Raw genomic sequence first — 23,592 nt, 5'->3', positions numbered from 1 at the left:
GGCGGGCCGGCCGGCGGAGTGAGCGGCGGTGGTACGGGTGCCGCATCCCGACTCTGCAGGTGGTGGAGGGACCGGTCAAGCAGGCCACGCCCGCACGTCACCCCCGTTCGCCCGTGCCACGGGCCCGCCGTCGATCGTCGAGGCGATGCGGCACCTTCTCGCGCGCCACGGCCGAGCGCCGTCCTGCGGCCGGACGGACGACAGCGGGACGGCAGCGGGACGGCACCTGGATGGAGACGTACGCCACGGGCTTCCCCTTCGGCAGCCACGTTTCGAGGCCCCCTGCGCGGACAGACGGACCGTCGACTCGTGAGGGTGGGAGGGGTTCGGATGAAGGCGACCGGCGTGGGCACGAACGCGGTCAGGAGGAGCCGGAGGGTCTGGAGCGATCTCGTCCTGGCCGTGGGGCTCGTGGGGATAGGTGTCGCTGGGCTGACGCTCTTCCTCAAAGCAGCCCAGGCGGCGGGAAGCCGCGGCTCAGGAGTCGTCGCGGCCGTCCTCGTGGCGCTGGGCGCCCTGGGAGTGCTGTCCGTCGGACTGTCGACCGCCAGAAGGGACCTGCTGCCCTTCCGCATGCACGGGCGAGGGCGTGACGTCCGGCGGGACGACCTGGTCATCGCCCCGGTCACGCCCGACATCGGCGGCGAGGCCTTGGACCACTCGGCCGTCGACGCCGACGGCTTCGAGCACACGGTGGCCGCGCTCTGCGCGAGGGACGGCTGTACCCCCGTGGAAGTGGTGGGCGGAGCGGGCGATCTGGGCGCCGATGTCATCGCGGTCACCGTGGACGGCCGGCGTGTCGTGGTCCAGTGCAAGCACTACGCACCGGACAACCACGTCGGCTCCCAGGACCTGCAGAGGTTCGGCGGCACCTGCTTCACCATCCACGAGGCGGACGTGGCCGTCGTCGTGACCACGAGCTCCTTCACCGCGCCGGCCGTCGAGTACGCCGCCACGTGCGGGATCGTCTGCGTGGACGGCGAGGCGCTGGCGGCGTGGACGGACCAGCTCACGCCGGCCCCCTGGGATGCGTCCGCCACGGATCCCACGGCCCCCGTCTCGCTGAGCGGCCAACGGTGAGAGGGGAAGCCGGACGATCGCGCCGGTCCACCGGTTCGCGAGCAGAAGCGGGAAACCGAACGCGAGACCTACGCGCGATCCTTGTTCACCGACGACCGGGTGGACTCGCGGCGGGGACCCGGAGAAGAGCGCCGGCTCCGCCGACGGTCCTTCATGATCGGGGCAGGAGCGCTGCGGAGAACTCCGGCCCCGGCGACGTGGACGGGCCCGCAGCCGACGACACGGCAATGAGGTGAAGGGTGTGACGGGAATCAGAGACGCCGGTGACGGGGACGGGGACCGGGCGGAGCTGCTCAGCGGCCTGAGCGTGGACGAGACCAATCCCGAACAGCCCGTTCTCCTCAACGCCGAGGGTGCCCCGATCCGTACCTGGCGGGAGAACTACCCCTACGACCGCAAGCTGCGGCGAGGCGAGTACGAGCGGGCCAAGCGGACCCTGCAGATCGAGCTGCTGAAACTGCAGCGGTGGGCCAAGGACACCGGCGCGCGGCTGGTCGTCGTGTGCGAGGGCCGCGACGCCGCCGGCAAGGGAGGCACCATCCAGCGGTTCACCGAGCGCCTGAACCCTCGGGGTGCCCGCATCGTCGCTCTGGACAAGCCGACGGATCGGGAAGCCGGGCAGTGGTACTTCCAGCGCTACGTCACCCACCTCCCCGGCCCCGGCGAGATCGTCTTCTTCGACCGCTCCTGGTACAACCGGGCAGGCGTCGAGCGCGTCATGGGATTCTGCTCGGACGACGAGTACGCGCTGTTCCTTCGCCAGTGCCCGGTGTTCGAGCGCATGCTGGTCGACGACGGCATCCACCTGGTGAAGTTCTGGTTCTCGGTGTCACGGTCCGAGCAGCGCACCCGGTTCGCGATCCGGCAGGTCGACCCGGTGCGCCAGTGGAAGCTCTCCCCCACCGATCTGGCGTCGCTGGACCTCTGGGACGACTACACCGCCGCCAAGGTCGACATGTTCAGGGCGACGGACACCGCGCACGCGCCCTGGACGGTCGTCAAGAGCAACGACAAGCGGCGCGGGCGTCTGGAGGCCATGCGCAGCCTCCTCTGGCGCATCGACTACGAGAGCAAGGATCCCGAGGCCGTGGGGGAACCCGACCCTCTCGTCGTGGGCGCCGCGGACACCCTCCTCGAGCCCGGCGAGGAGACCTCCACCCTCTCCCCCACGCCCCTGGTCGCCCGCCCTCAAGGCCCGGGGGCCCACCCGGAGACGGGCAGCGACACGTAGGCGCTCCCCTCTCGCGGGTCGTCTGCGGGTCGCGCCCGAGGAAGGGCCGTGCCGTGACGCCGACTTCCCGTGAGGGCGAAGGGCTCACACGAGCCGCTGCGGGAGGCACACGGCCGGGACCGCGGTGAGCGGGGACGTCCGGAGGATGCCGGTGCTGCCCAGGCCGGCGGTGAGCGGGTCGCGCTCGGGGGACGCGGTGGGGAGCAGCTCGACGGCGAGGACGCTGAGAGAGGCGTCGGCAGGCAGACCGAGGGCGTCGAGGGTGCCCCTGATGTCGGCGTACGGGAACGTGATCACGCTCTGGAAGTAGGGCCGGTCGGCGGGGTCGTACACCTGGTCGTCCGGCTCCGGTGCGGAGTGGGTCCGGAGGAGGACGTTGCGCCAGTCCGCCCCGTCCGCCTGCCGCACCTGGGCGTACAGGAGGGCGCTGATCGTCGTGCGAGGCGGGAAAGGTCGGATGTCGGCGCCCTCGTGGACGGGAGCCGCGTGCGGGGCCGTGACGGTCACCGCGTGCTCGGTCCGGGTCACGGCGCACCGCAGCGGGGGCGGCGGGTGCTGTACGCCGGCGACCCGCAACGGCAGCCCGAACCTGCCCCGGGCGGTGGACCAGCGAGTGCAGTCGTGGCCGACCCTCAGTTCGTAGACGAAGAAGCCGAGAAGTTCCGGGGCGTCGGGGTGGAGACCCTCAGGGAGCGGCAGCAGGTAGTGGTGGCCTGCCCCGGGCAGGCCGTCCGGGGGCGGCTCGGCGGGGATGAGCTGCTGCATCGCGGTGATGCCCGCGCAGTCCCGGGAACTGCTCGGCGTGACCACGCGGACGGGCTCGTCCACGTCGAGCGGCGGTTCGGCGGGCTCGGGCAGGACGACGACGTCGTCGAGGAGCATCGGGTCCGGACCGTAGGCGAGGACGCGGGCGAAGTAGCGGTCGTCCGGATCGTCCGGTGACCGGTCGAGCTCCACGGAGAGCATGCGGCGCCGTTCGCCCGTGAAGGTGTACCGGTCGGGGTCGCGTACGGCTCCGGAAGCGGCGAACCCCGCGGAGAGCAGGCGGGGTACCTGGGTGGGCGGGGTGGTGACGGGCAGCCTCAGCTCCCACGCGGGGTCGGGGTCCTGCAGCGCGGACTGCTCGTCGCCCCGGAAGGACGGTGTCAGCGTGTAGTCAAGTCGCGCCTCGCGGGGAGCTCCGGCGACACGCGTCGGGTCGTAGGCGTCGACGAAGAGGAGTTCGGTACGGTCCCGGTTCCGCGCGCCGTCGGCACCGGAGGCGCCGCCCCCGGGCCCGGATCCCGTTCCCGGCGCCCCCGTCCCCGATCCGTCGCCCGGTTCGGTGTGCCGCGCCGCGGTCTCGTTCACCCTGGCCGGCAGTACGAGTTCGCCGACCGTCTCGCCGTCACGGCGGACCGTGAAGGCGACGGGTTCCAGCGCGTCCCAGGTCCAGTCGCGTGCGACGGTGAGGCGTACGCAGACGAGCCAGCGCAGGGCCAGGTCGTCCTTGGAGGCGAAGGTGACGGACGAACGGTCGGGGTTGAGGGTGTGCCGCAGCCCGTTGGACACGCCCATGACCAGGCGGGTGCCGGCGGGTGCCGACAGCGTGAGTCCGGACCGCACCAGGCCCAGCCGGTCGGCGAGGCGGTCCACCAGATCGGAGGGCGCGTCATGGCGGCGGCGTCCCGCCACGGCGAGTTGTGCGGCGAGCGCCGGGGAGGACGGCGGATCGGGCTGCAGGAAGACTGCCTGGATGTCGCGACCGTCCGCCGGTACGCGCAGCAGCTCACGCTCGTCGGCGGAGGGCACGCGGAGGGACAGGGCGACGGACGCGGAACCGGTGCGCGCCTGCTGCGAGCCCCAGTACGCGAGCGCGGGGTCCGCCGTGCCGACGGCGGTGAGGACCAGTCGGACGTCGCGTGCGGTGGGCAGCCAGAGCGGGTCGAGTGGACCGAGGTCCACGTCCTTGAGGGCGTCCGCGCGATGCTCGTCCTTGAAGACGGAGCGCAGCACCAGCGGTTGGTCGACGCCCGGAGGGAATTCCCTGACCACGGAGTACAGGGGGACATAGGGCAGGCTCGTGTCGGAGCCGGAGTTGGAGTTGGAGTCGGGGCCGGAGCCGGAGTCGGAGCCGTGAGCGTCCGTGGCCGTCGCCGGATCGGCCGCGGCGGACGTCCCGGCCCGGCCTGCCCGGCCGGCGGCCGGGTCGCCGGCCGGTGTGCGCACCAGTACGTCGATGCGTACGTGGGTGGCGTCCGGGTCGGGCAGAGCCGCTTCCCGCTGCTCCGCCCTGGCCGTGACGGCATCGGCGAGAAGGAGGTCCATGGCGTTCGGGAATCCGGTGTGGACGATGTCGGGGTGGCCGAGGAGCGGGCGGTGGATCCGATGGATCGCCGTCCTCCCGTCCGCGAGCAGTCCCCCGTCGGGGGCGACCCGCACGGCCCCCGGTGGTACGAAGCGGCGGAACGGCACCGTCGCCGTCGGTGCGGCTCCCGCGGTCGGGTCCTCGGCGTCGGAGACCGTGGGTCCGCCGCCCGCCAGGTCCATGAGCCGGACCCGGAACCGGTAGGTGCGTCCGTACCGGAGCGCGGGCGTGCCGGCCGTCACCGCCCGGTAGACGGCCCGGGCTCCGAGGTCCGGGTCTCCGGTGATGCGGAAGGCCTCCGGGTCGGTGAGGACGACCGAGCCGCCGGTCCAGGCCGTGAAGTAGCTCGGCAGCCAGAAGGGACCCGTCGGGTCGAAGGTGTGGTTGACCGGGACGGTCTCGACGGACAGTTCGCCGTCGTACGCGCCGAGGGGAACGCCCGCCAGGTCGAGCGCGTCGGCGCGGACCGCGACGAGGGAGTGCCAGGAGGAGCCGGCCGGAGTGCCGGGCGGGGGCTCCTCCCGGACGTCCACCCGGTAGCCGGCCACCCCCAGGGGCGCGTCGGGCGAGGCACCGGGGCCGGAAGCGTTGACGTCGAACTGCCGGTTGACCCAGATCGTCACCTGCTCGTCGTCCCAGCCGAGCCGGATCCCCGTGTCCTTGACCGGCGGCAGTGCGTCGGCCGGTGGCTCCGCCTCCACCTCGACCTGTGCGGAAGTGCGTGCCTGGGAGCCGTGCACCGCACGGGCGAACCCGCCGTCGTAGGCGTCTGCCTCGACGAACACCTCGTCGAAGGTGTCGCCTCCGGTGCCATCGACGGGGAAGAGCACAGCGGCGAAGACGGGACGCCGGTGGGCCGCGTCCAGCGGGGGGATCCGCGCGGCGAAGCGGGCGAGGAGACCTGGTGTGCTCCCGGTCTCGGTCCCGTAGTCGCCGTCGGTGGCGAGGTCGGCGTAGAGATAGCCGCCTCGGGCGAAGGGGTTGTCGGTGGAGGGAGCACCGGCCGGGAAGTCGAGCCGCGTCTCGTGGATCAGTCCCAGCTCGGTCGCGAGCAGTGGCTGGCGCAGCACCAGGGCGAGGATCTCCTCCCAGTCGAGCCCGATGCCGGGCTCCCCCGGTGCGGGGGACGGTGCCGTGGCCTTGAGCGCGCAGTCGTACGACCGGTCCGTCACGAAGAACGGGGAGTCCGAGCCCGTGTAGTGGGTGGCCTGCCGGTAGCTGGGCGGGAGGAACTTCTTCACGCCCTGTGGTTGTCCCGGGTCGTCCGGCGTGCTCGCCGGACGGATGGTGAAGGCACCGGCGAGGGCGTCGAACAGGGCCCGCTTGCGGGCCGGCCGCACGGTGGCGAGCGGGAGGCGCACGTTGGCGGGGGCGTCGGGGGCCGGCAGCGCGTCGGGACTCGGCACGAGCACCGCGTCGAAGGAGAGGTCCGCGTCGGCGAACGCGGTCGGCGTGCCGAGGAACGGCGCCCTCGGGTCGCCCTTGGGGATGACGAGTACGGCGAGGGTGAGCGTGGACGTTCCGGCTCGGGGCTCCCAGCGTCGGGGCAGGAGCAGGATGTTCAGCGGTGCGCTGTGGATGGGCATCGAGGCCTCCTGTCTCCCGGTCTCCCTGTCTCCTGGGAGGGGGCGCGTACGGGGCGGGGTCAGGGCACCGGCAGGATCCCGGCCTTGGCGGCCACGGCGAGGGTCTCCCAGCCGACCTTGACGTCATAGGTGGTGTGGAACGACTTGCGCTTCTTCACGGCCCAGGCGACGGTCACCGTGCCGGCGACGAGGATGTCGCCGCGCAGCCGCACCTCCGCGTTCTTCGGGTGGGACGGATCGAGCTCGGCGCGCTGGAGGACCAGCCGGCCCTCGACGGAGAGGCTGAAGCCCAGCAGTCCGGACAGGAGCATGGCGCGCCCCGACATCCCGAGCACGATCCCGGGACGGAACCGGGAGGTGGCGTCGTCGTAGCCGATGAAGTAGCCGTAGGTGACGGACGCTTCGAGTTCGACGAGCCCGGGGATCAGGTCGCCGCCGACCGAACCGACGGAGCAGGCGTCGAGTTCCACGGCGGTGGTGCCGGAGGCGTCTCCCCGGATGCGGAACCGGAGTTCCCCGCCTGCGTAGATCAACGGGAAGATCAGCTGCTGGTAGCTGCCGCGGATCTCGAGGAAGACCGAACCGCCGACCTCGGCCGCGAGCAGATCCGCGACGAGTTCCGCGCCGAGCGTGAGTCCGCCCCGGACCTTCCCGATGCCGCAGTTCACTCCCTCCCCCTGCTCGCCCTGGATCTGGAAGTCGGCGACCGCCGCCAGCCGGTAGCCGGTGCCGGTGAAGGAGGAGCTGACGTGCAGCGGACCCGGCAGGCCCTGCTCCTCGTGCCCGCCGGCGGCGTCGACGCCGGGGACCAGCTTCCGGAGCAGGTCCAGGACCTCGGCGACGGGCTCCAGCGCCTTGCCCGGACTCACCTGCCACTGGGGGAAGCCGGTGGTTCCCGTGGCAGGGGAGGTGAGGCCGTGCTGGAAGACGAGGATCTCCTTCACCGGACTGAACTCCAGGCGCTGTTTGATCGCCGTGGCCGACATCCTCCAGTCGTCGGCCGTGCACAGGGTGAACTCGGCCTGGTCGTACTGGGCTTCGGCGTTCCAGGCGGTCGTGTTCACCAGGCGCTGGTGGTGCGCGCCCGGCGTGGCCGTGACGGTGTCGGGGACGAACGTGAGTCGTCCGGACGCGAGTGACAGCGGATACGGCTCCTTGAGTGTCATGGCCTCGGAGAGCGAGGGGAAGAGGCCACCGGAGCGCAACATGGTGTAGGGGTCGGCGTAGAGCGGCACGAGCGGGCTGCTGATGTTCGCATCGAGGTAGCCGACCCTCGGGCGCGGGTAGAGGACGCGCTGGCTCTCGCCCGCGTACAGGAACGCGTAGTCGGAGTCCGGAGAGTTGCGGAAGAGGTGCCGTGGATCGGCCCAGCGCATCGGGTACCGGTTCGCTTCGTGAGACACGGCGTTGTTCCGCTGAATCAGTGGCACGCCCCGCTGCGCGTCCACCGGCCCGACGGTTCGACGGGTGTTGTCGACCCGGACGACGCTCCACCGGCCGGCCGCGGGCAGCCGGGGACTTCCGTAGAGGGCGACGGCGAACTCCTCGTCGCCCGTACCCGGGTTGACGCCCGCGGAGTCCGCGTACACGCCGTGCACCCGCATCGTGTGCGGCGAGGACCCGACCCTCACCGTGCAGTCCACCTGACCGCCCATCGGCCCCTGACTGTCGAAGAGTTCTCTGAGCTGATCGGGCGTCAGTGCTCCGACCTCCATGTCGGCAAGGGGCTGTTCGAGCGGGATCCGCTGCACGAACCCGAGGTGTCCGCGGCCCGGAACGCGGCCCTCGGCGCCCTGCCCCTCCTGCACTCCGCCGATCTCGACATCGGTGTCGAAGCGGACCGCCTGCATGCGGACCGAGGCCCCGCCGCCGGAGGCCGGGATCTCGACGTACACGTCGGTGTCGCGGATCTCGCGGATGTCGAACAGGCCGCGTACGGCGCCCGGGTGGCCGATGCGCCCCATCCTCGGGTGCCGGAACCGGCCCGGTGTGGTGGCCGTCCAGCCGCTGTCCCAGCGGACGACGGCGCCGCTGCCGTACCGTTCGAGCGTGATGGTCCGCACGAGCACGGCGAAGCACGGCACGAGCAGGGTGGTGAGCTGGATCCGCTCGAAGGCCGTCCGCCCGTGGTATCCGTCGAAGGTGACCTGGCTGACGCGGACCTCCGCCGGAGAGTCGTTCACCCAGCGGCTCACGACGCCGGCACCGTAGCCGCCGAAGTCGATCCGAGACAAAGGGACTTCGCCCGTGAAAGACGCGTTGAAGTCCTCCCGGAGGGGCCCGAGAACCGAGTCGGGTCGCGGATGGGGCGGGCCCGCTCCTTCGAAGGTCGCCGACTGCCACGCCCGACCGATCAGGAGAGGTGCCGGCCGCAGGCCGGCGGACGCGGGGACGCCCGCTCGCAGAGCGATCTGCCGGGCTCCGGTGAATCCGGTGAAGTGGGTGCGCCGCAGTCGGAGGGTGGCGGGCTCCGCGAAGCGCTGGTCGAGGGGGTCGAGCCGCACGACGGCCTTCATGCCGAACGGCAGCGTGCACAGCACGGCGGCGGGCACGTCGTCCTCCTCGTGCGCCCGCACGACCTCCCGGGCCACCGCGACCGGGGTGACGGGCACGAGGGTCACGGAGTCGGAGCGCGCGCCCACCAGGGTCGGTCCGCCGTCGCCGGCGAAGGTGAGGAGCGCCTCCTCGTCGCCGGTGAGCGGGTTGGCCCGGTTGCGGACCGGCTCCCACTGGAACTGCGGCAGAAGGAAGACCAGCGTGTGCGCGGCCTCGGCGTGCAGCGTGAGCCCGTCGACGCTGAGGGGCACCCGTCGCTCCTGTCGGCTGAGCGTGACGGTGACGCCCAGCTGGTCGGAGTGGGACGAGACATCGAGCAGCGCGAGGCCGCTGCGGCACTGACGGGCCCCGAGCCACTCCTCGAACTCCGCGGGGAGGTTCGGCTCCCGCGCACCGACCTCGAGCGGCAGGGGCTCCGGATCGGGCACGAGTTCCGCCGGCACGTCCGCCTCCCCCTCGGCGTCGGGGAGCACACGGATGTCGAGCGAGGCCGCCGCGGGATCGGCCCAGCTGACGCGGGCCTGGACGGCCGGGGCTGCACGGTTCGTGCTGCGGAGAGCCGGCGTGCGGAAGTTGGCCGCGTAGGGGTCGGGGAGGGTGGGGAGCAGATGGCGGAGCCGGAAGGAGAGGCCGAGCTCGCCCATGTCCAGCCGGTCGGGTGCGGCCAGCGGCCCGTCGAGCCGGAGACCGTCCGGGGTGGTGACCGTCAGCAGGGCGTTGGTGAGAGCGAGGGCGAGGGGCGCCTGCGACTCGCCGACTCCGCCTCCCCCGGGATGCGTCGTGAGGGCCAGCCGGAAGCCCTCCGCCTCGTGGAACAGGCGGTATGTCACGGGCAGAACGCTGTCGAGACGGGTGCCGCCCGCGGTCACGGGTCGGTCGAGCCAGGTGTGGGCCACGCCGCGGGCGTCGAACTCGTCGGTGCCGGTGCCCGTTCCGGTCCCTATGCCCGTACCCGTTCCGGTACCCGCCCCCGGGGTGGTGCCGGTGTGGTGACTGGAGAAGGTGAAGGTGAACGCACGCGGGAGAGAGACCTCGACCGTCGAGCGCGTCGCCCTCGCCCCCGCCCCCGCTTCGGCTCCGGGGCCGCCGGTCTCCTCCCACAGCCGGAACACCTGGCGGGCGGACTCGTCCGCCGGGCCTGCCGCAAACCGGAGGGAGGAGCCGTCCGCGTCGATCTCGGCGGACGCGAGGGAGACGGGGCCGCCCTCATGCCCGTACCAGTCGGCCCGCAGCCCCGAGGAGACGGAGAGCAGCAGGCTGCCGGTGCCGGCCCCTTCACCGAGCAGTCCGGCGGGGTCGACGGTGACCGGCAGGCTCCACCAGGCGCGCCGGATCTTCCCGCTGCCGGACGGGGTGAAGAGCGCGGCCTCGGTGGTGGAGACGGTCAGGCGCTCGGGGGCCGCAGCCAGTGGAACGAGCACGCGGCGGAGCCTGCGGCTGTACTCCGGGAGGCGAGCGCCGCCGGAGCGGCGGCTCAGGACGACCTCGTGCCCGTAGACCGTGAGCGACGCGTCGAGGTCGCCGACCGTCCCGGATCCGTCCGGGTCGAGGCGCAGGACCGCCGTCGTCGGCAGCGCGCAGCCGGTCGCCTCTGCCTCGGCACCGGGCAGTCGACGGACGGCGGGGACCTCGTCGGCCGTGGGAGGCCTCTCGCCGCCGCCCGACTCGCGGGTTCGCTCCAGTTCCAGGGTCAGGGTCAGGGTCACCAGGCTGTCGGCGGTCACGGTCAGCTGACCGGGTGTGAGCTGGGCGCTTCCTCCCTCGACCCCGAGTGTGCCGCCGGTGACGCGCAGGCCGACCCAGCCGTCGGCAGGGGCGGTGGACACCAGTCGGTTGGCCGCGACCCACACCGTTCCGGCCGGGATCTCCCCGTCCGGCCCCACGTTCCGGGGCAGTACGGCGAGAGCGGGCCCCGTGGCCCCGAGCCGTACGAGGAACCTCCTCTCCCACGGCAGGTACAGGTCGAACCAGACGCGCCGCCCACCGGCCTCCCTGAACGGTCCGAAGCGTCGGTCGGGTCGTGCCGCGACGGCCCAGTCGGGTGTCGCCTCGTTCTCCGTCGGTTGCGGTGACGTCCGCCGTACGAGCCGGGGTGCGGGTCCGTCCGCCGCGTCGGCGGCGAGATGCCGTCCCACCAGGTAGTCCAGTTCGGTGTGCAGCGCCTCACCTCCGGGACCGGTAGCGGAGTCGGAGGTACGCGGAGCCTCGCCCCCAACACCGTTACCGCAGTGGGAAGTACGCAGATCCTCGCCCCCAACACCGTTACCAGCAACAGAGGTACGCGGAGCCTCGCCCCCGACTCCCGTGCCGGTCTCGATCCGGGGGTCGGTTCCGGACGAGGCTCCGTGCGTGCCGCGTGCGTTCGAGGCCCGGAGCATCGCGGTGCGCAGATCCGTCAGCTCCGCCTGCGCGGTCCCGCTGTCGGGTCTGAGACCACCGGTCTGGGAGACGAGCAGTTCGATGAGTTCGGCGCGGGTCATCTCAGAGCCTCCGTACGGGCGGCGCGGTCAGAATCCGCTGCGGCGGAGCGCGTCGACGAGCAGGGTGCTGGGGAACATGTGATGGACCTCTTCGAACGTGTAGCCCATCGTCGGGTGGCCGCGAGCTGCGGCCGCGGCGCGCCAGTGGCCGGCCCCGATCAGACCGAGGGTCCGGCTGCCGTCCCCGGTCGTCGTCACGAACGGTCCGGACGCGGGGCGTTCGGCGAGCGGGTAGTACGAGTGGAGCGCGATGTGGTCGGTCTGCCGGTAGACGGCTGCCCGGGTGTCCGTCGCCGTGACGGAGGCACGCCAGTTCGTGATCGCGGTGGCCAGGCCGAGCACGGTGTCGTCCGGTACGTCGAAGCTGTAGACCTCGCGCAGGTGGTTCGCGTAGAACGGACCCGTCCTGTTCACGGGGTCGTTGAGGAAGGCGGCGAGAAAGCCGCCCGCACCGCTGAATCCGGCGAGTGCCACCCGCCCCAGGTCGGGCGGAGGGTCGTAGACGCCGGCCCTGCGGAACATGCACCCCTGGATGTCCCGCAGCGTCGTGGCCACGTCGGCGGCGCCCCGGAAGGACCCGATCTCCTTGCTCACATGGCTGCACGGAAGCACGGTGACCACCGGCTTGCCCGACATCGCGACCTGGTAGGGCAGGCCGAGGGAGAAGGGCCATTGAGTCAAGGGGCTCTGGCGGTAGTTGAGGTAGTTCCACAGCCCGTAAAAGACGTAGTCGAAATGGAAGGGGTACGGCCCCAGGTAGTACGACGCCGCGCTCTGGCTCATGTTGGCGTGGAGGTAGACGAGGAACGGGGTCGGCGCCGCGGCCGAGTACGGAGCCGCGGTGGTGGGCCAGTTGACGGCGATCAACTGCGGCACCGCTGTCCCTTTGCGCTCGAAGACGACGTCCTCACCCGCCGGGTCGATCGTGTGCGAGGTCGCCTGCAGGACGCCTCCCGCCACCGGAGCGGGATCCAAGCAGTCGATGCCGGACACCGGGGGAGTCTCCCAGGCGGCCGGCGGCCAGGAGCCGGGAACCGACGTCAGCCGGTACGGCGGGACCGCCGCGAGCGAGGCAAGGCAGGCCGCAGAGGCGTCCCGCAGCCGGGACAGATAGGTGTCGACCACGATGAGGAACGCGCCGGGACTTCCGGAACTCCGGGGCGGCCCGAAGGAGTCCGGCGCGTCGATGGGTATCAGGTCCGGGGAACCCGGGAACTGGAACTTGAACCGCCCCTGCACCGGCCAGAAATCGGGCGCGTGCGGCGTGGCCCTGATGTCCAGGAAGCTCGCCCCGTCGTCGACCTGGAACTCGGCGGGCCCCGGCGTGGCGGTTGACGCCGGCTGAAAGGCACCGCCGTCGACGGCAACGTCATAGTCGCACGACTCCGTCGCCGCGCCGTCGATGATCGTGGCCAGCAACAAGGTGTGCATCGATGCGTCCTCCCTGTGCGCCTGCCAGGGAACAGCAATTCGTCTCCTCTCAGGCTACGACGCTCCCCGCACCTCGGCAGCAGGAGCCGAACGACGTGCGGGCGGCAGGTGGAGGCGCGTGCCGGACCAGGGATCACCGGCGTCGCGAGTGGGCCGAGGCATACTCGGGCCGGCCGACCAGAGGCGTTGTGACAGTCCGCCCACTCAGCCGCCGCCGGCCTCCAGCTGCCGTTCGGCGCCGCTCTCCAACTGCCGTTCGGCGCTCTCCAGCAGCATGTCCAGCGCGACCGGGTACGCGCTGTGAGGCATCCGCTCGGCCAGCAGCCCGGCGGTGGCCGCGATGTTCGGGTACGCGTCGGCCGGCAGCCGGGCATACGTCGACTCCCACATCTCCTCGTCCGCCTCGCGCACCTTCGCCGTGAGCGCGAGGGCGCCCGCGTCGAGGGCCGCGAAGGCGAGGCACTGATCGATGTAGGCGTGATAGATCCGCACCGCGTCCACATCTGCGAACCCCGCGCCGCGCAGGCTCCCGAGGATCGCCTCATCGGCGGCGATCTCCCGCGGTCGGCCGGTCACCCGGCTCGCGGTCAGCAGCGCGGCCTGCGGATGGGCGAGGTAGGCGGCGTGGATGCGCAGGCCCAGCGAGCGGAGGTCCGCACGCCACTGCCCCGTCGCGGCCCAGCCGGCCAGCGCCCGGCCGATCAGCTCCTCTCCGATGGCGCGTGTGAGCCCGTCCATGCCGTCGAAGTACCGGTACAGGGTGCTGGGGTCCGCCCCCAGTGCGGCGCCGAGCCGCCGCGCGGACAGGCCTGCGCTCCCGTGCTCGCGCACCATCCGCAGTGCCGTCTCGACTATGAGCCGCTCGGAGAGCACCGTCCCCTGCCGCGTGGGGCGCCGCCGTCTGCGGGCCTCCTCGGGGACCACTTCCTTCGCCATCGCCACGCTCTTCCGTGTCGCCGTCCGGGTCCGTCGCCTTATGCCAACATCATTGACCTTAACTCGGAGCACCGGGTTCCATCAGCCCCCTGAGGCACCCGCCTCACCGAGAAAGGACTGCGCCATGCGTGTTCTGCTTGTGGGCGCCGGCGGTGTCGGAAGCGCGATCACCAAGATCGCCGCCCGCCGCGGCTTCTTCGACCACTTCGTCGTCGCCGACTACGACCTGGCCCGGGCCGAGGCCGCGGTCGCGGCCCTCGGCGGCGAGGAGACGCGGTTCAGCGCCTGCCGCGTCGACGCCTCCGACGAGGAGGCGGTGACCCGGCTGCTCACCGAGCGCGGATGCGACGTACTGATGAACGCCACCGATCCGCGTTTCGTGATGCCCCTGTTCGACGCCGCGCTGGCGGCGGGCAGCCACTACCTCGACATGGCCATGTCCCTCTCCCGTCCGCACCCCGACGACCCGCACCACATCTGCGGGGTGAAACTCGGCGACGAGCAGTTCGCACGGGCCGCCGAGTGGGAGAAATCGGGCCGCATCGCGCTCGTCGGCATGGGTGTCGAGCCCGGTCTCTCGGACGTCTTCGCCCGCTACGCGGCCGACGAGCTCTTCGACGACATCGAGGAGATCGGCATCCGTGACGGCGCGGACCTGTCCGTCGAGGGCTACGACTTCGCGCCCTCCTTCAACATCTGGACGACGATCGAGGAATGCCTGAACCCTCCCGTGGTCTACGAGCGCGAGCGCGGCTGGTTCACCACCGCCCCGTTCAGCGAGCCGGAGGTCTTCGACTTCCCCGAGGGCATCGGCCCCGTCGAGTGCGTCAACGTCGAGCACGAGGAGGTCCTCCTGATCCCGCGCTGGGTCGGCGCCCGCCGGGTCACCTTCAAGTACGGCCTCGGCCAGGACTTCATCGACAAGCTCAAGACGCTGCACGCCCTGGGCCTGGACTCCACCACGCCGGTCGCCGTCCGCGGCGAGGACGGCAGCCCGGCCCGTGTCTCGCCCCGCGACGTGGTCGCCGCCTGCCTGCCCGACCCGGCGGCACTCGGGGACCGGATGACCGGAAAGACCTGCGCCGGGACCTGGGTCAAGGGCACGAAGGACGGCCTGCCCCGCGAGGTGTACCTCTACCACGTGGTCGACAACCAGTGGTCCATGCGTGAGTACGGCTCGCAGGCCGTCGTCTGGCAGACCGCCATCAACCCGGTGGTGGCCCTCGAACTCCTCGCCACCGGCGCCTGGTCAGGGCCGGGGGTCCTGGGCCCCGAGGCCCTCCCGCCGCGCCCCTTCCTCGACCTGCTCACCGCATACGGCTCCCCCTGGGCCCTGCGCGAACAGGAACCGACCCCCACCGCGTCCGGCAGCGCCCCCGACACCGCCTGACGCCCCTGGCAATCAGCGTGCGGCAGGCCAGTCACCCACAGGTGAGTCGCTGGTGGCCCCCACCACCCTCCCAACCGCAGATCCGCTGGGGCTACCTGACCCGGACCCGGAGGGCGATGGCCGTTCCGAGCGGACGTCGCCTCCGGGCCCCGGGCGCCCCCGCTCACGAACGCGCACCGAAGGCCCGTCGGCGGGCGCCTCACCCCTCCCACCACACGTGAAGCTCGCTCTCCCCCTCGCCCGCTCCCCCACTCATCCCACACACTCGACCGGCTCCCACCCGAAGAGGTGTCGGGAAAGTTCAAGACCGACGCGACCGGGGTCCCTAGCGTGGGCGGCATGAACGAGATCCACGCACACCTCACCAGCAGCGCCCTCGAAGCGGCCCGGGTCACCCGTGGCATCAGCCCGGAGCAGCTCGCCGGACCCTCCGGCTGTACAGGCTGGACCGTCCGCGAGCTCGCCAACCACCTCGTCCTCTACACCGCCCACGGCCTCGAACACCGCGCCTTGCGCACTCAGCTCCCCGACGACCTGGTGGCGCGCGACTTCACCGCGGACGCCGACTGGCCCGAGCAGTACGCCGCCCAGCTCGACCGGGCGCTCACGGCCTGGGCGAAGCCCGAGGCGTGGGACGGCGACATCGACCTCGGTGGCGGCACCACCATGCCCGCCGGCGAGATCGCCGACATGCTCCTCGCCGAACTCGCCCTGCACGGCTGGGACCTGGCTCGCGCGACAGGCCAGGACTTCACCCTGCCCGAGGACACCGGCACCCACCTTCTCGACGTCGTCGAACGCTACGCCGAGATGTACCGCACGTACGAGGGCTTCGCCGCCCCCGCGCCCATGGACCCCACCGCCCCCGCCTTCGTCCGCGCCCTCGCGACGAGCGGCCGCACACCCTGAACCCGGCCACGCCCAGCCCCACCGAACGGCCACCAAGACCTGTCTCACCCATGACACCAGCACTGGATCGACGTCCCCGGAAGGACTGCATCCTCGGCGTAGGAGGGCAGCCGTCCACCTCTCGGCCGGAGACCAGCCGGACGACGTTCAACCTCTTGAGACCGCTGCCTACGAGGTGCCGCCCACGCTGTACTCCGCGATGCGGAGCGCCATCCCATCTCCGACAGCTGCTTCATCAGGTCCTCGCTTTCCGGCTCGGTCAGGCGTTGTCGGTGGTGGGGTGGAGAGCGATTTCAGCGATCTCGCGGACCCGGGCCAGGGTGATCCCGGTTCGCTGTTCGACCGAGAGAGGGTGCTCTGTGGGTTCCAGCTCGACACGAGGGCGCTGGCCGACGGGACGGGTGTGTACGTAGGTCTTGAGATTGATGGTGCTCGGCGAGTAAAGGGCAACTTCGGTGTTCAACCAGCCGAAGTACGGCTCCTCAGCCTCGCGGCCGGGGGTGTCCCATCTGTCGGCGGCGCGCGCAAAGTTCTCGCGGCTCAGGGAGACCCAGACGGCCCAGGAGAGCACGTCGTCGCTACCGATGACCGGTATCTCGATCAGTCCCTTGACGAAGTAGTACTGGGCCTGGATGACGCACTGGTCAGAGGAGAGCAGACTGTCCGAACGTTCGGAGAAACTCTCGTCCCATACGTGGGGTGCGTTGGTCGAATAGTTCATCGGGAGCTCTGGGTGGTGCGCCCCGCAGCACGAGCAGGTGAAGCCGAGATCTTTGGTCATGGCGGGAGACTAATCGGACGCGCGAGATGCGGAGGAGTCCCTGGGTGGAGCTGGGCGGCAGAGCTCGTCAGGCCCCTGCGACCTCACGAGTTCAACCCTCGTTTGCGGCCCGCAGCGCGTGCGCGCCCCTGACTGATTCCGGTGTCACTGGCTCCGCGTCCGATCGGCGCACGGTTGGACAGTAGCGGAGTGGGGTCCGTCAGCGTGAGGCCGCTCTGGGTGCAGAGCCATCGAGCGGCACGGTGTTCGGCTCGCTCGGTCACAGGACCCACAACCTGCCCATGCCTGACGCTGAGCACTGCTGGTGTACACGCCAGGTGCATGGCCCTCTCCCGCACCGCTTGTGTCCCGCCCGCAGCTGTCCAGCACCCCAGCTGTCCACCGTCCGGCCCCGCCGCGGCTTCGCGACCCGCCAAACTGTCACGGTTCCGGCGGATCCACCGATGCTCGGGACGACGCACCCGTGACCTGCGGCGGACTCCTCGCCGACCTGTACATGCCCCAGACGCCCGAACCCGCCGCATTGTGACCGCTGTTGGTCCGAACTCCGCCGTCGTGACCTCCGCGTCCATCACATCGAGGGGCAGCATGACCGCGACGCGCACCGGGTGGACGTCACGTCGCCGAGGTGCCCGGCCGCGCGGCGAGGCCAGAGCACCCACAGTCACCCGAGCGGTGGGAGGCGAGGACGTCCGCAATGGCCAACGGGCGGCGACTGTGAAAATCGCTGTCCGATCATCGGAGCATGGTGATAGACACCCTGCGTGGAAAAGAATCTTGAGTTCCCTGACCTGTTGCGACTGATCGATGAACGGTCGACCGCCTTCCGCGCCGTGGTCGCCGCCGCGCCCGGTCTCGATGCGCAGGTGCCGACCTGCCCTGGGTGGACGCTGTTCGATCTGGTGAAGCACCTGGGTGGGGGAGACCGTTTCTGGGCCGCCATCGTCGGCGCGGGGCCCGCCGACGCTCCCCCGGCCGAGGCCGTCGCCGCGCGCGCCGCGCTGGAAGTGCCGCAGGAGCGTGAGGCCCTGCTGGCCTGGCTGGACGCGTCGACGCAGCTTCTGCTGGACGCCCTGCGCGCGGCGGGACCGGAGAGCGGTTGCTGGACGTGGTGGCCCGCGTCGCAGTCACCGCAGACCGCCGGCGGTGTCGCCCGGCACCGGGTCCAGGAGACCGCGGTGCACACCTACGACGCCCAGCTCGCCTGGGGCACCCCGCAGCCGCTGCCGGTCGAGCTGACACTCGACGGTGTGGAGGAGTTCCTGTTCACCGTCTGCGCAACGCCGAGTGCCTGGCCGCACAAGCCCACGGCCTTCGACTTCCACGCAGCTGAGGGCCGCTCCTGGCGCCTCACCGTCGACGGCGACGGCGCACGCTCCGCCCGCATCCCCGCGCCCACTGCCTCGACCGCCGAGGACCCGGACGCGGCCGGCGCCTCCGTCCATGGCACGGCCAGTGAGTTGGTCCTCTACTTGTACGACCGGATCCAGGCCGACTCCTTGCACGTTGACGGAGACGCAGGGCTGCTCGACCTGCTCCGCGCCTGGGAGCCGGAGGAGAAGTAGGACGTAGCGGGGGCGGTTGGCCGCGCCTCGAGCCGGTAAGACACGACTCTTCGCCAGGTTCGTCAGTCGCGGCACCGAGCTCGAACCCGCGACGCGGCGTCGGGGCGTCACCAAGCCGACCGTCTACCTGGAGGGCAGTGCGAATTCGTCCGTCCCAGCGATCACGAGGTGACGCGACTGCCGTCGTACCGATCTCGTCCAGAAGTCAGTCGACCGGGAGACTGCGGCGGCTGCCGTGCACGAGAGCAGGGCCTTGTGGCAGTTCGAACGGCGTCGAAGCCAACGTACGTTCCAGAAGGCCCTGTTGTCGCACTGCTACGGCAACGCGGAAGTGGGGTCCACTTCGGCCACTCTCGCGGGTGACTGTCTGGCTCCGAACATGAGCGACCGGACAAGTCCGCCCGTCGGCCGTCCGGCCCGACTCGTTACCCAAGGCGCTTGACCTCAAGTCAAGTTGAGTTTCTACGGTCTTCCCATGACCACTTCGAGCAGCACCTCAGCCCCCTTCGCCCCCTCCCACGACGACGCCGGCCTCATCGCCCAGCCCATCGGATACTGGGCCAACGCGGCCGGCCAGGCCGTCGTCCAGAACATCCGGACCGCGCTCGGCGTCCTCGGCCTGACCCAGCCCGCCTGGTGGGTCCTGCACCACCTCAGCGAGCGCCCGACGGGCTGGGGCCGCGCGGAACTGACCGAATTCCTCAGCTACTACCCGGGCCCCGACGATGACCTGCCCGGCGACATCGACAGCCTCGTCGCCCGGGGCCTGGTCCTTCAGAACGAGGACGGGCACCTGCTGCGGACCGAGTCGGGCGCGGAGCTGTACTCCCGTGCGGCGGCGCGGCAGTCGGAGCTGCGCCGCCAGGTACACGAGGGCATTCCGGACGAAGAGTACGCCCGCACCCTCAAGGTCCTCCAGCGCATGATCCACAACGTGAAGGGTGACGCGTGGCACCACTGATCCGGGCGGGCGGCCCCGGTTCACCGCTCGCGCCGCCTGGCTCCCCGGACGGGTGCCTGTCCAGCATGATCCGCCGGACAGGTCTCAAGCGGCTTGACGGGAACTCAGCCAGGCAGGATCCCGCCGCGACGGAGCCCGGGCCCGTCTCTCTGCGCTGAGCCGACCGCGGGCAGGGCCACTGCTTCCCCGCGATATCTGCCCGGCTCCTACAGTCAGCCCTCCCTGCAGGGCCGGGCTGCCTGACTACCCGTCACAGTCGAAGCCGACGTCCAGGCATCTCACGGGCTCCGCCGTTCTGCGCCGGCGAGCCCGCCGGGGAGTCTTCCCCGGCCAGGCGTTCTACCGCCGCACAACACAGCAGCGGATGGCAGCGGCCGCCCTACCGGCAACGTGTGGATCCACCCGCCCGGGGAGATGAGCAGGACCCCTGTTATCGTGCGCCGATGTCAACGATCAAGCAGTTCCAAGTGACCTTCGACTGCGCGGAACCTGCGCGTCTCGCGGCCTTCTGGTGCGAGGTGCTGGGGTACGTCGTACCGGCAGTCCCGGAGGGCTTTGCCACGTGGGAGGAGTACCACCACTCGCTGCCGCCCGAGGACGAGGTCTACTTCGCGTGCACTGATCCCTCGGGTGTGGGCCCGCGCGTGCTCTTCCAGCGAGTTCCCGAAGGCAAGGTCGTCAAGAACCGGGTGCATCTTGATGTGCGGGTCGGCACAGGGCTCGTGGGTGACGAGCGCCTGGCCACACTAGAGGCCGAATGCGCACGGCTGATGGCGCTCGGCGCGAAACACGTGCTGACGCAGCGCGCCGATGGCGTCAACGAGTCGTGCATCACGATGCAGGACATCGAAGGCAACGAGTTCTGCCTCGCCTGATTCTTTTCCGAGGACGGCGAGGCGGGTGCCGTCTCCCGGGGCCTGCTCCTTCGCCCCGGGAAGATGGCGGTGGGGCATGAGGGGGCCGGTGCCCGGATAGCCTCCGTCGGCCGTCATGAGGTTCCTGCCTGCCCGGCGGCCCTTCGCGCCAGGCTCCTCCCGTGCCCGGCAGTCGTTGCGACTGCCGGGCATCGTCGGGTTCGTGCGGCAATGACCGACTACCGACAGCACCCGGTCCTCAGGCGGCAGGCCCCACGGCTGCCCCCGGCCCGGGGAGCCGGCGCCCTCGCGGCGAAGCGTGGTCACCAACTGGCCGAAGGCGCGCGGGCTCAGCCTGGGAGACGGGGCTGTCCAGGACGGGTCCGACCCCGTGATCACACCTGACACGATCGAGATCACTGCAGGGCGAGATCGCTTACGGGCCGACCTCTACGTCGGCAGACCGCGAGCCCCTTTCGTCTTGGCGCCGTCGAGTGTCACGCCTGTGAGGCGGGCGCCCCGTAGGTCCGCGTCGGTCAGGTCGGCTCCGTTCAGGGTCGCTCCGGTCAGGTTGGCCTTGCGGAGGTCGGCGCCCCGCAGATCGGCTCCCGTCAGGTCTGCGTCGGTGAGGTTCGCGCTCTCCGTGACCGTGCCGGAGACGATCCTCGCCTGGAGAGAGGTGTCCAAGGTGCTGAACTTCGCACCGCGGAGGCGGGCGCGCACAAGGGACGCGCCCGTCAGGTCGGCATCGACCAGGACCGCCTCCGTCAGGTTCGCCCCGGACAGGTCCGCGCCGGTGAGGTCCGCGTCCCAGAGCAGAGCGCGGGACAGGTCGTTGGGATTCAGGCGTACGAGCACGTCCGGGCGCGCCAGCGACGTCCCTCGTAGAACCGCGCCGCTGAGATCGGCGCCGGTCAGGTTCGTGTCCACGATGTTCGCCCCGGACAGGTCCGCGCCTGTCAGGTCGGCGTCTCGGAGGTCGGATCGCAGGAGTTGCGCTCCGCTCAGGTTGGCCTCGCCGATGAAGGCGCTTGTCAGGTCCACCCCCGACAGCGTGGCGTGGCGCAGGTCCGCCCCTTCGAGGTTCACGTATCCGAAGGGGGCACGCTCGTCGGGGAGGGCGCTGCCCTCGGGGACCTTCGCGATGTCCTTGAAGCTCCAGGTGGAGAGGGACAGCCCCCGCAGGTCCGCCCGGTTCCAGTCGACCTGGGTGTCCCCGTCGTGGCCGGGCGAACGTCGGGCCAGCACGTTCACCACGGCCGTGACGTCCGTGGGCGGCCGGCGGTCGGCGGGCGCCTCCTGCCCCGGCTGCGGTTCCGTCGGCTCCTTCACGAAGCCCGTCGCGGGAACGCTCGCGTGACGGCGTACGTACGCGGAGAGGACGAGGACGATCCTGGGCTGGTCGCGCGGTGAGTCCTGCATGATGCGCTCAAGGGCGTAGATCCCACCGAAGCGCACGTCCAGCGACGGGGAACCGAGATTGGTGATCGCGTCGTTGAACCGGGCGGTGAGCTGGCCCTGCTCGGCGACCCGTACCTCCCGCCAGGTGAAGAGCAGCGCCACCAAGGCCGCCAGACCGGGCAGGACGGCCACCGCGAGCACGGGCCACTGCGACCGGCCGCGGCCGCCGGCGTCGGGAGCGCCCGTACCGCGGCGGCGCCCGCGCCGCACTGCGCGCAGGTACGCGCTCCGAGCCGGTCCTTCGCCGCGCGTTCGTCCCGTCACCCGTCCATCGGAGTCGACAGAGCCCGGAACGGCCTGACGCCACACCGCCTGTGCACCCGATCGACGTAGACGCCCCAGCACGGGGCCCACCGGAAGAGCTCTGACCAGGTCGTTGATCGTCTACGACCGCTGACCGGCATGCCGGGCTCCCCGCCGTTCAGGGGACACGCGGGCCGCATCCGGGGCGTCCCCCGCCCCGCCGGGCATCCCTTGGTGCAACGAAAGGGAGACATCATGCCGCTCTATCTGTCGAGGTTCAGCTACACACCGGAGACCTGGGCGAGGCTGACCGTCCACCCCGAGGACCGCGCGAAGGCCGCTCAGGCGTACATCGAGTCCGTCGGCGGGAAGCTCCACGGCTTCTGGTACGCGTTCGGCACGCACGACGGCTACAACCTGTGGGAAGCGCCCGACAACGTGTCCATGGCCGCGGTCGCCCTGGCGATCAGTGGCGGCGGCGCGCTCAGCTCCTTCGAGACGACGGTTCTCCTGGCCGTCGACGAAACCATCGATGCGCTGCGCAAAGCCGAACAAATCCAGTACCGGGCGCCGGGCGCGTCGACCATCACTCACGACCGATGATCAAAACAGTAGGGTGGTCCACTCCCGCCGCGATACGGTCCTGCCATGTCCCCATCAGGCGAAACGTCGCCCTCCCAGTCCCCCGTCACCGCGGACGACCTCGATCTTGCCGTGCAACTCGCCGTGGCAGTCCTGCGCGAGGCGCCCCCCGCCGCGTGGGACGACAAGGCCGGTTCGCTGGACTGGGACTGCTGGGAGACCGTGGAGCATCTCAGTGACGACCTCTTCGCCTACGCTGCGCAACTGGGCCTCAGAACACCGCCCTTGGACCGCGAGGTGCCGTTCGTGTACGAGAGCCGACGCCCTGGCGGCCCGGCGAACACGGTTCACGCGAGCCGCAAGGCGGGGCCGGTCGGCCTGCTGCAGGTCCTGGAGGCGAGCTCCGCGCTGCTGGTCGCCATGGTGCGCACGACGCCGCCGCAGACCCGCGCCCACCACGTCTTCGGCGTTTCGGATCCCGAGGGTTTCGCCGCGATGGGGATCGTGGAGACCCTGGTGCACACACATGACCTGGCCCAGGGGCTCGGTCTCGCATGGAGCCCGCCGGCCGATCTGTGCTCTCGCGTGCTCGCTCGACTGTTTCCGGACGCGTCGTCCTCCACCGATCCTTGGCCCACCCTCTTGTGGGCCACCGGACGAGGCGAACTGCCCGGACAGCCCCGTCTCACCACGTGGCGGTGGCACGGCACGCCCCGGTCATAGGCTCGCTCGGGCATCCCCGGTGCCCAAGGGGTTCGACAGTGCTGACTCGTGGTCGGTTGCGGTGATCGAGGAAGGGCCGCGTGCGCTTGCCGTCGGCTGCCCCGAGGCCGGCCGGGCGAGGCCCTGGCCCAGGCGCTCGGCGTCAGCAAGGGCGGCAGTTCCTGCGGCTATGGGTGGTGGTGCCGGCACGTTCTCAGACGGAGCTGCGTGCCTCTTCGTGGTCCGGCTCCGGCATCGGATCCTTCCTCTTGTCGGTGGCAGGCAAGGTGATCAGCAGCACATCAGCAACACTCCAGCGGGGTCCAGTGGCCGCCGAGTGGCGCCGCGGAGATTCGGAACCAGCAGCGGCAGACCGGGCGGGGCCGCCGAAGGTCAACATGAGGATGGCCGACAGGGCGGGTGTGATCAACGCGCCGCCCACCCCATCACACGTTCGTGTCCCACCTCGGATTCACCTACATAACGGTAACTACCGT

Annotated in this window: 15 protein-coding genes; 9 read left to right on the top strand and 6 right to left on the bottom strand. The window is 71.2% G+C overall.

Annotated elements, in window-relative coordinates; translation table 11 throughout:
• The first annotated feature begins 345 nt into the window (after positions 1–345).
• The gene (locus tag ACIP84_RS15310) at positions 346–1,080 is read left to right on the top strand and encodes a restriction endonuclease (RefSeq protein WP_401798191.1); all 735 of its coding nucleotides are present in this window, start codon (positions 346–348) and stop codon (positions 1,078–1,080) included.
• A gap of 241 nt (positions 1,081–1,321) precedes the next feature.
• Positions 1,322–2,311, top strand: coding sequence for a polyphosphate kinase 2 (gene ppk2, locus ACIP84_RS15305; RefSeq protein ID WP_401798190.1), 990 nt, complete (start codon positions 1,322–1,324; stop codon positions 2,309–2,311).
• Between the two features lie 84 nt (positions 2,312–2,395).
• Here ppk2 and ACIP84_RS15300 read toward each other — a convergent pair whose 3' ends face one another.
• From ACIP84_RS15300 to ACIP84_RS15285, 4 genes are all read right to left on the bottom strand, one after another.
• On the bottom strand, positions 2,396–6,244 hold the full coding sequence (locus ACIP84_RS15300; RefSeq protein ID WP_401798189.1) for a hypothetical protein: 3,849 nt from the start codon (positions 6,242–6,244) through the stop codon (positions 2,396–2,398).
• Between the two features lie 59 nt (positions 6,245–6,303).
• Positions 6,304–11,280 carry a hypothetical protein gene (locus tag ACIP84_RS15295; RefSeq protein WP_401798188.1) on the bottom strand — a complete coding sequence of 1,659 codons (4,977 nt, stop codon included), beginning with the start codon at positions 11,278–11,280 and terminating at the stop codon, positions 6,304–6,306.
• Positions 11,281–11,307: 27 nt separating this feature from the next.
• Positions 11,308–12,711 carry a hypothetical protein gene (locus ACIP84_RS15290; protein WP_401798187.1) on the bottom strand — a complete coding sequence of 468 codons (1,404 nt, stop codon included), beginning with the start codon at positions 12,709–12,711 and terminating at the stop codon, positions 11,308–11,310.
• 204 nt (positions 12,712–12,915) lie between these two features.
• Complete coding sequence (locus tag ACIP84_RS15285; RefSeq protein ID WP_401798186.1) at positions 12,916–13,647, bottom strand: TetR/AcrR family transcriptional regulator; 732 nt, start codon at positions 13,645–13,647, stop codon at positions 12,916–12,918.
• A 124-nt stretch (positions 13,648–13,771) separates the two neighbouring features.
• Between ACIP84_RS15285 and ACIP84_RS15280 the strand changes: the two genes are divergently transcribed.
• Together ACIP84_RS15280 and ACIP84_RS15275 are read left to right on the top strand one after the other, a co-directional pair.
• The gene (locus ACIP84_RS15280) at positions 13,772–15,037 is read left to right on the top strand and encodes a saccharopine dehydrogenase C-terminal domain-containing protein (RefSeq protein ID WP_401798185.1); all 1,266 of its coding nucleotides are present in this window, start codon (positions 13,772–13,774) and stop codon (positions 15,035–15,037) included.
• 339 nt (positions 15,038–15,376) lie between these two features.
• Positions 15,377–15,946, top strand: a complete 570-nt coding sequence (locus ACIP84_RS15275) for a TIGR03086 family metal-binding protein (protein WP_401798184.1) — start codon at positions 15,377–15,379, stop codon at positions 15,944–15,946.
• 259 nt (positions 15,947–16,205) lie between these two features.
• On the opposite strand, the gene ACIP84_RS15270 is transcribed toward ACIP84_RS15275, so the two are convergent.
• On the bottom strand, positions 16,206–16,727 hold the full coding sequence (locus ACIP84_RS15270; RefSeq protein WP_401798183.1) for a DUF2199 domain-containing protein: 522 nt from the start codon (positions 16,725–16,727) through the stop codon (positions 16,206–16,208).
• A gap of 764 nt (positions 16,728–17,491) precedes the next feature.
• Here ACIP84_RS15270 and ACIP84_RS15265 point away from each other — a divergent pair.
• From ACIP84_RS15265 to ACIP84_RS15255, 3 genes are all read left to right on the top strand, one after another.
• Complete coding sequence (locus ACIP84_RS15265) at positions 17,492–18,292, top strand: maleylpyruvate isomerase family mycothiol-dependent enzyme (protein WP_401798182.1); 801 nt, start codon at positions 17,492–17,494, stop codon at positions 18,290–18,292.
• Positions 18,293–18,767: 475 nt separating this feature from the next.
• Entirely contained in the window at positions 18,768–19,253 is a 486-nt protein-coding gene (locus ACIP84_RS15260) for a MarR family winged helix-turn-helix transcriptional regulator (protein WP_355963538.1), read from the top strand.
• A gap of 443 nt (positions 19,254–19,696) precedes the next feature.
• The gene (locus ACIP84_RS15255) at positions 19,697–20,128 is read left to right on the top strand and encodes a VOC family protein (RefSeq protein ID WP_401798181.1); all 432 of its coding nucleotides are present in this window, start codon (positions 19,697–19,699) and stop codon (positions 20,126–20,128) included.
• Between the two features lie 429 nt (positions 20,129–20,557).
• On the opposite strand, the gene ACIP84_RS15250 is transcribed toward ACIP84_RS15255, so the two are convergent.
• Positions 20,558–21,832 carry a pentapeptide repeat-containing protein gene (locus ACIP84_RS15250; RefSeq protein ID WP_401798180.1) on the bottom strand — a complete coding sequence of 425 codons (1,275 nt, stop codon included), beginning with the start codon at positions 21,830–21,832 and terminating at the stop codon, positions 20,558–20,560.
• A 234-nt stretch (positions 21,833–22,066) separates the two neighbouring features.
• Here ACIP84_RS15250 and ACIP84_RS15245 point away from each other — a divergent pair, with 234 nt between their 5' ends.
• Together ACIP84_RS15245 and ACIP84_RS15240 are read left to right on the top strand one after the other, a co-directional pair.
• Positions 22,067–22,414 (top strand): GYD domain-containing protein, encoded by a 348-nt coding sequence (locus ACIP84_RS15245; protein WP_401798179.1) that lies wholly within the window; start codon positions 22,067–22,069, stop codon positions 22,412–22,414.
• A gap of 45 nt (positions 22,415–22,459) precedes the next feature.
• Positions 22,460–23,116 (top strand): maleylpyruvate isomerase N-terminal domain-containing protein, encoded by a 657-nt coding sequence (locus tag ACIP84_RS15240; protein ID WP_401798178.1) that lies wholly within the window; start codon positions 22,460–22,462, stop codon positions 23,114–23,116.
• Positions 23,117–23,592 lie beyond the last annotated feature (476 nt).

The sequence above is a fragment of the Streptomyces sp. NPDC088707 genome (assembly GCF_044752725.1).
GTDB lineage: Bacteria > Actinomycetota > Actinomycetes > Streptomycetales > Streptomycetaceae > Streptomyces.
The sequence above is the reverse complement of the archived record's forward strand: the minus strand, read 5'-3'. Positions and strand labels throughout refer to the sequence as shown.

Excerpts from the sequence above, each read along its gene's own strand:
- ACIP84_RS15300 (WP_401798189.1), bottom strand. The coding sequence starts at position 6,244 with ATGCCCATCCACAGCGCACCGCTGAACATCCTGCTCCTGCCCCGACGC.
- ACIP84_RS15240 (WP_401798178.1), top strand. The coding sequence starts at position 22,460 with ATGTCCCCATCAGGCGAAACGTCGCCCTCCCAGTCCCCCGTCACCGCG.
- ACIP84_RS15280 (WP_401798185.1), top strand. The coding sequence starts at position 13,772 with ATGCGTGTTCTGCTTGTGGGCGCCGGCGGTGTCGGAAGCGCGATCACC.
- ACIP84_RS15295 (WP_401798188.1), bottom strand. The coding sequence starts at position 11,280 with ATGACCCGCGCCGAACTCATCGAACTGCTCGTCTCCCAGACCGGTGGT.
- ACIP84_RS15275 (WP_401798184.1), top strand. The coding sequence starts at position 15,377 with ATGAACGAGATCCACGCACACCTCACCAGCAGCGCCCTCGAAGCGGCC.
- ACIP84_RS15245 (WP_401798179.1), top strand. The coding sequence starts at position 22,067 with ATGCCGCTCTATCTGTCGAGGTTCAGCTACACACCGGAGACCTGGGCG.
- ACIP84_RS15285 (WP_401798186.1), bottom strand. The coding sequence starts at position 13,647 with ATGGCGAAGGAAGTGGTCCCCGAGGAGGCCCGCAGACGGCGGCGCCCC.
- ACIP84_RS15270 (WP_401798183.1), bottom strand. The coding sequence starts at position 16,727 with ATGACCAAAGATCTCGGCTTCACCTGCTCGTGCTGCGGGGCGCACCAC.
- ACIP84_RS15260 (WP_355963538.1), top strand. The coding sequence starts at position 18,768 with ATGACCACTTCGAGCAGCACCTCAGCCCCCTTCGCCCCCTCCCACGAC.
- ACIP84_RS15255 (WP_401798181.1), top strand. The coding sequence starts at position 19,697 with ATGTCAACGATCAAGCAGTTCCAAGTGACCTTCGACTGCGCGGAACCT.
- ACIP84_RS15290 (WP_401798187.1), bottom strand. The coding sequence starts at position 12,711 with ATGCACACCTTGTTGCTGGCCACGATCATCGACGGCGCGGCGACGGAG.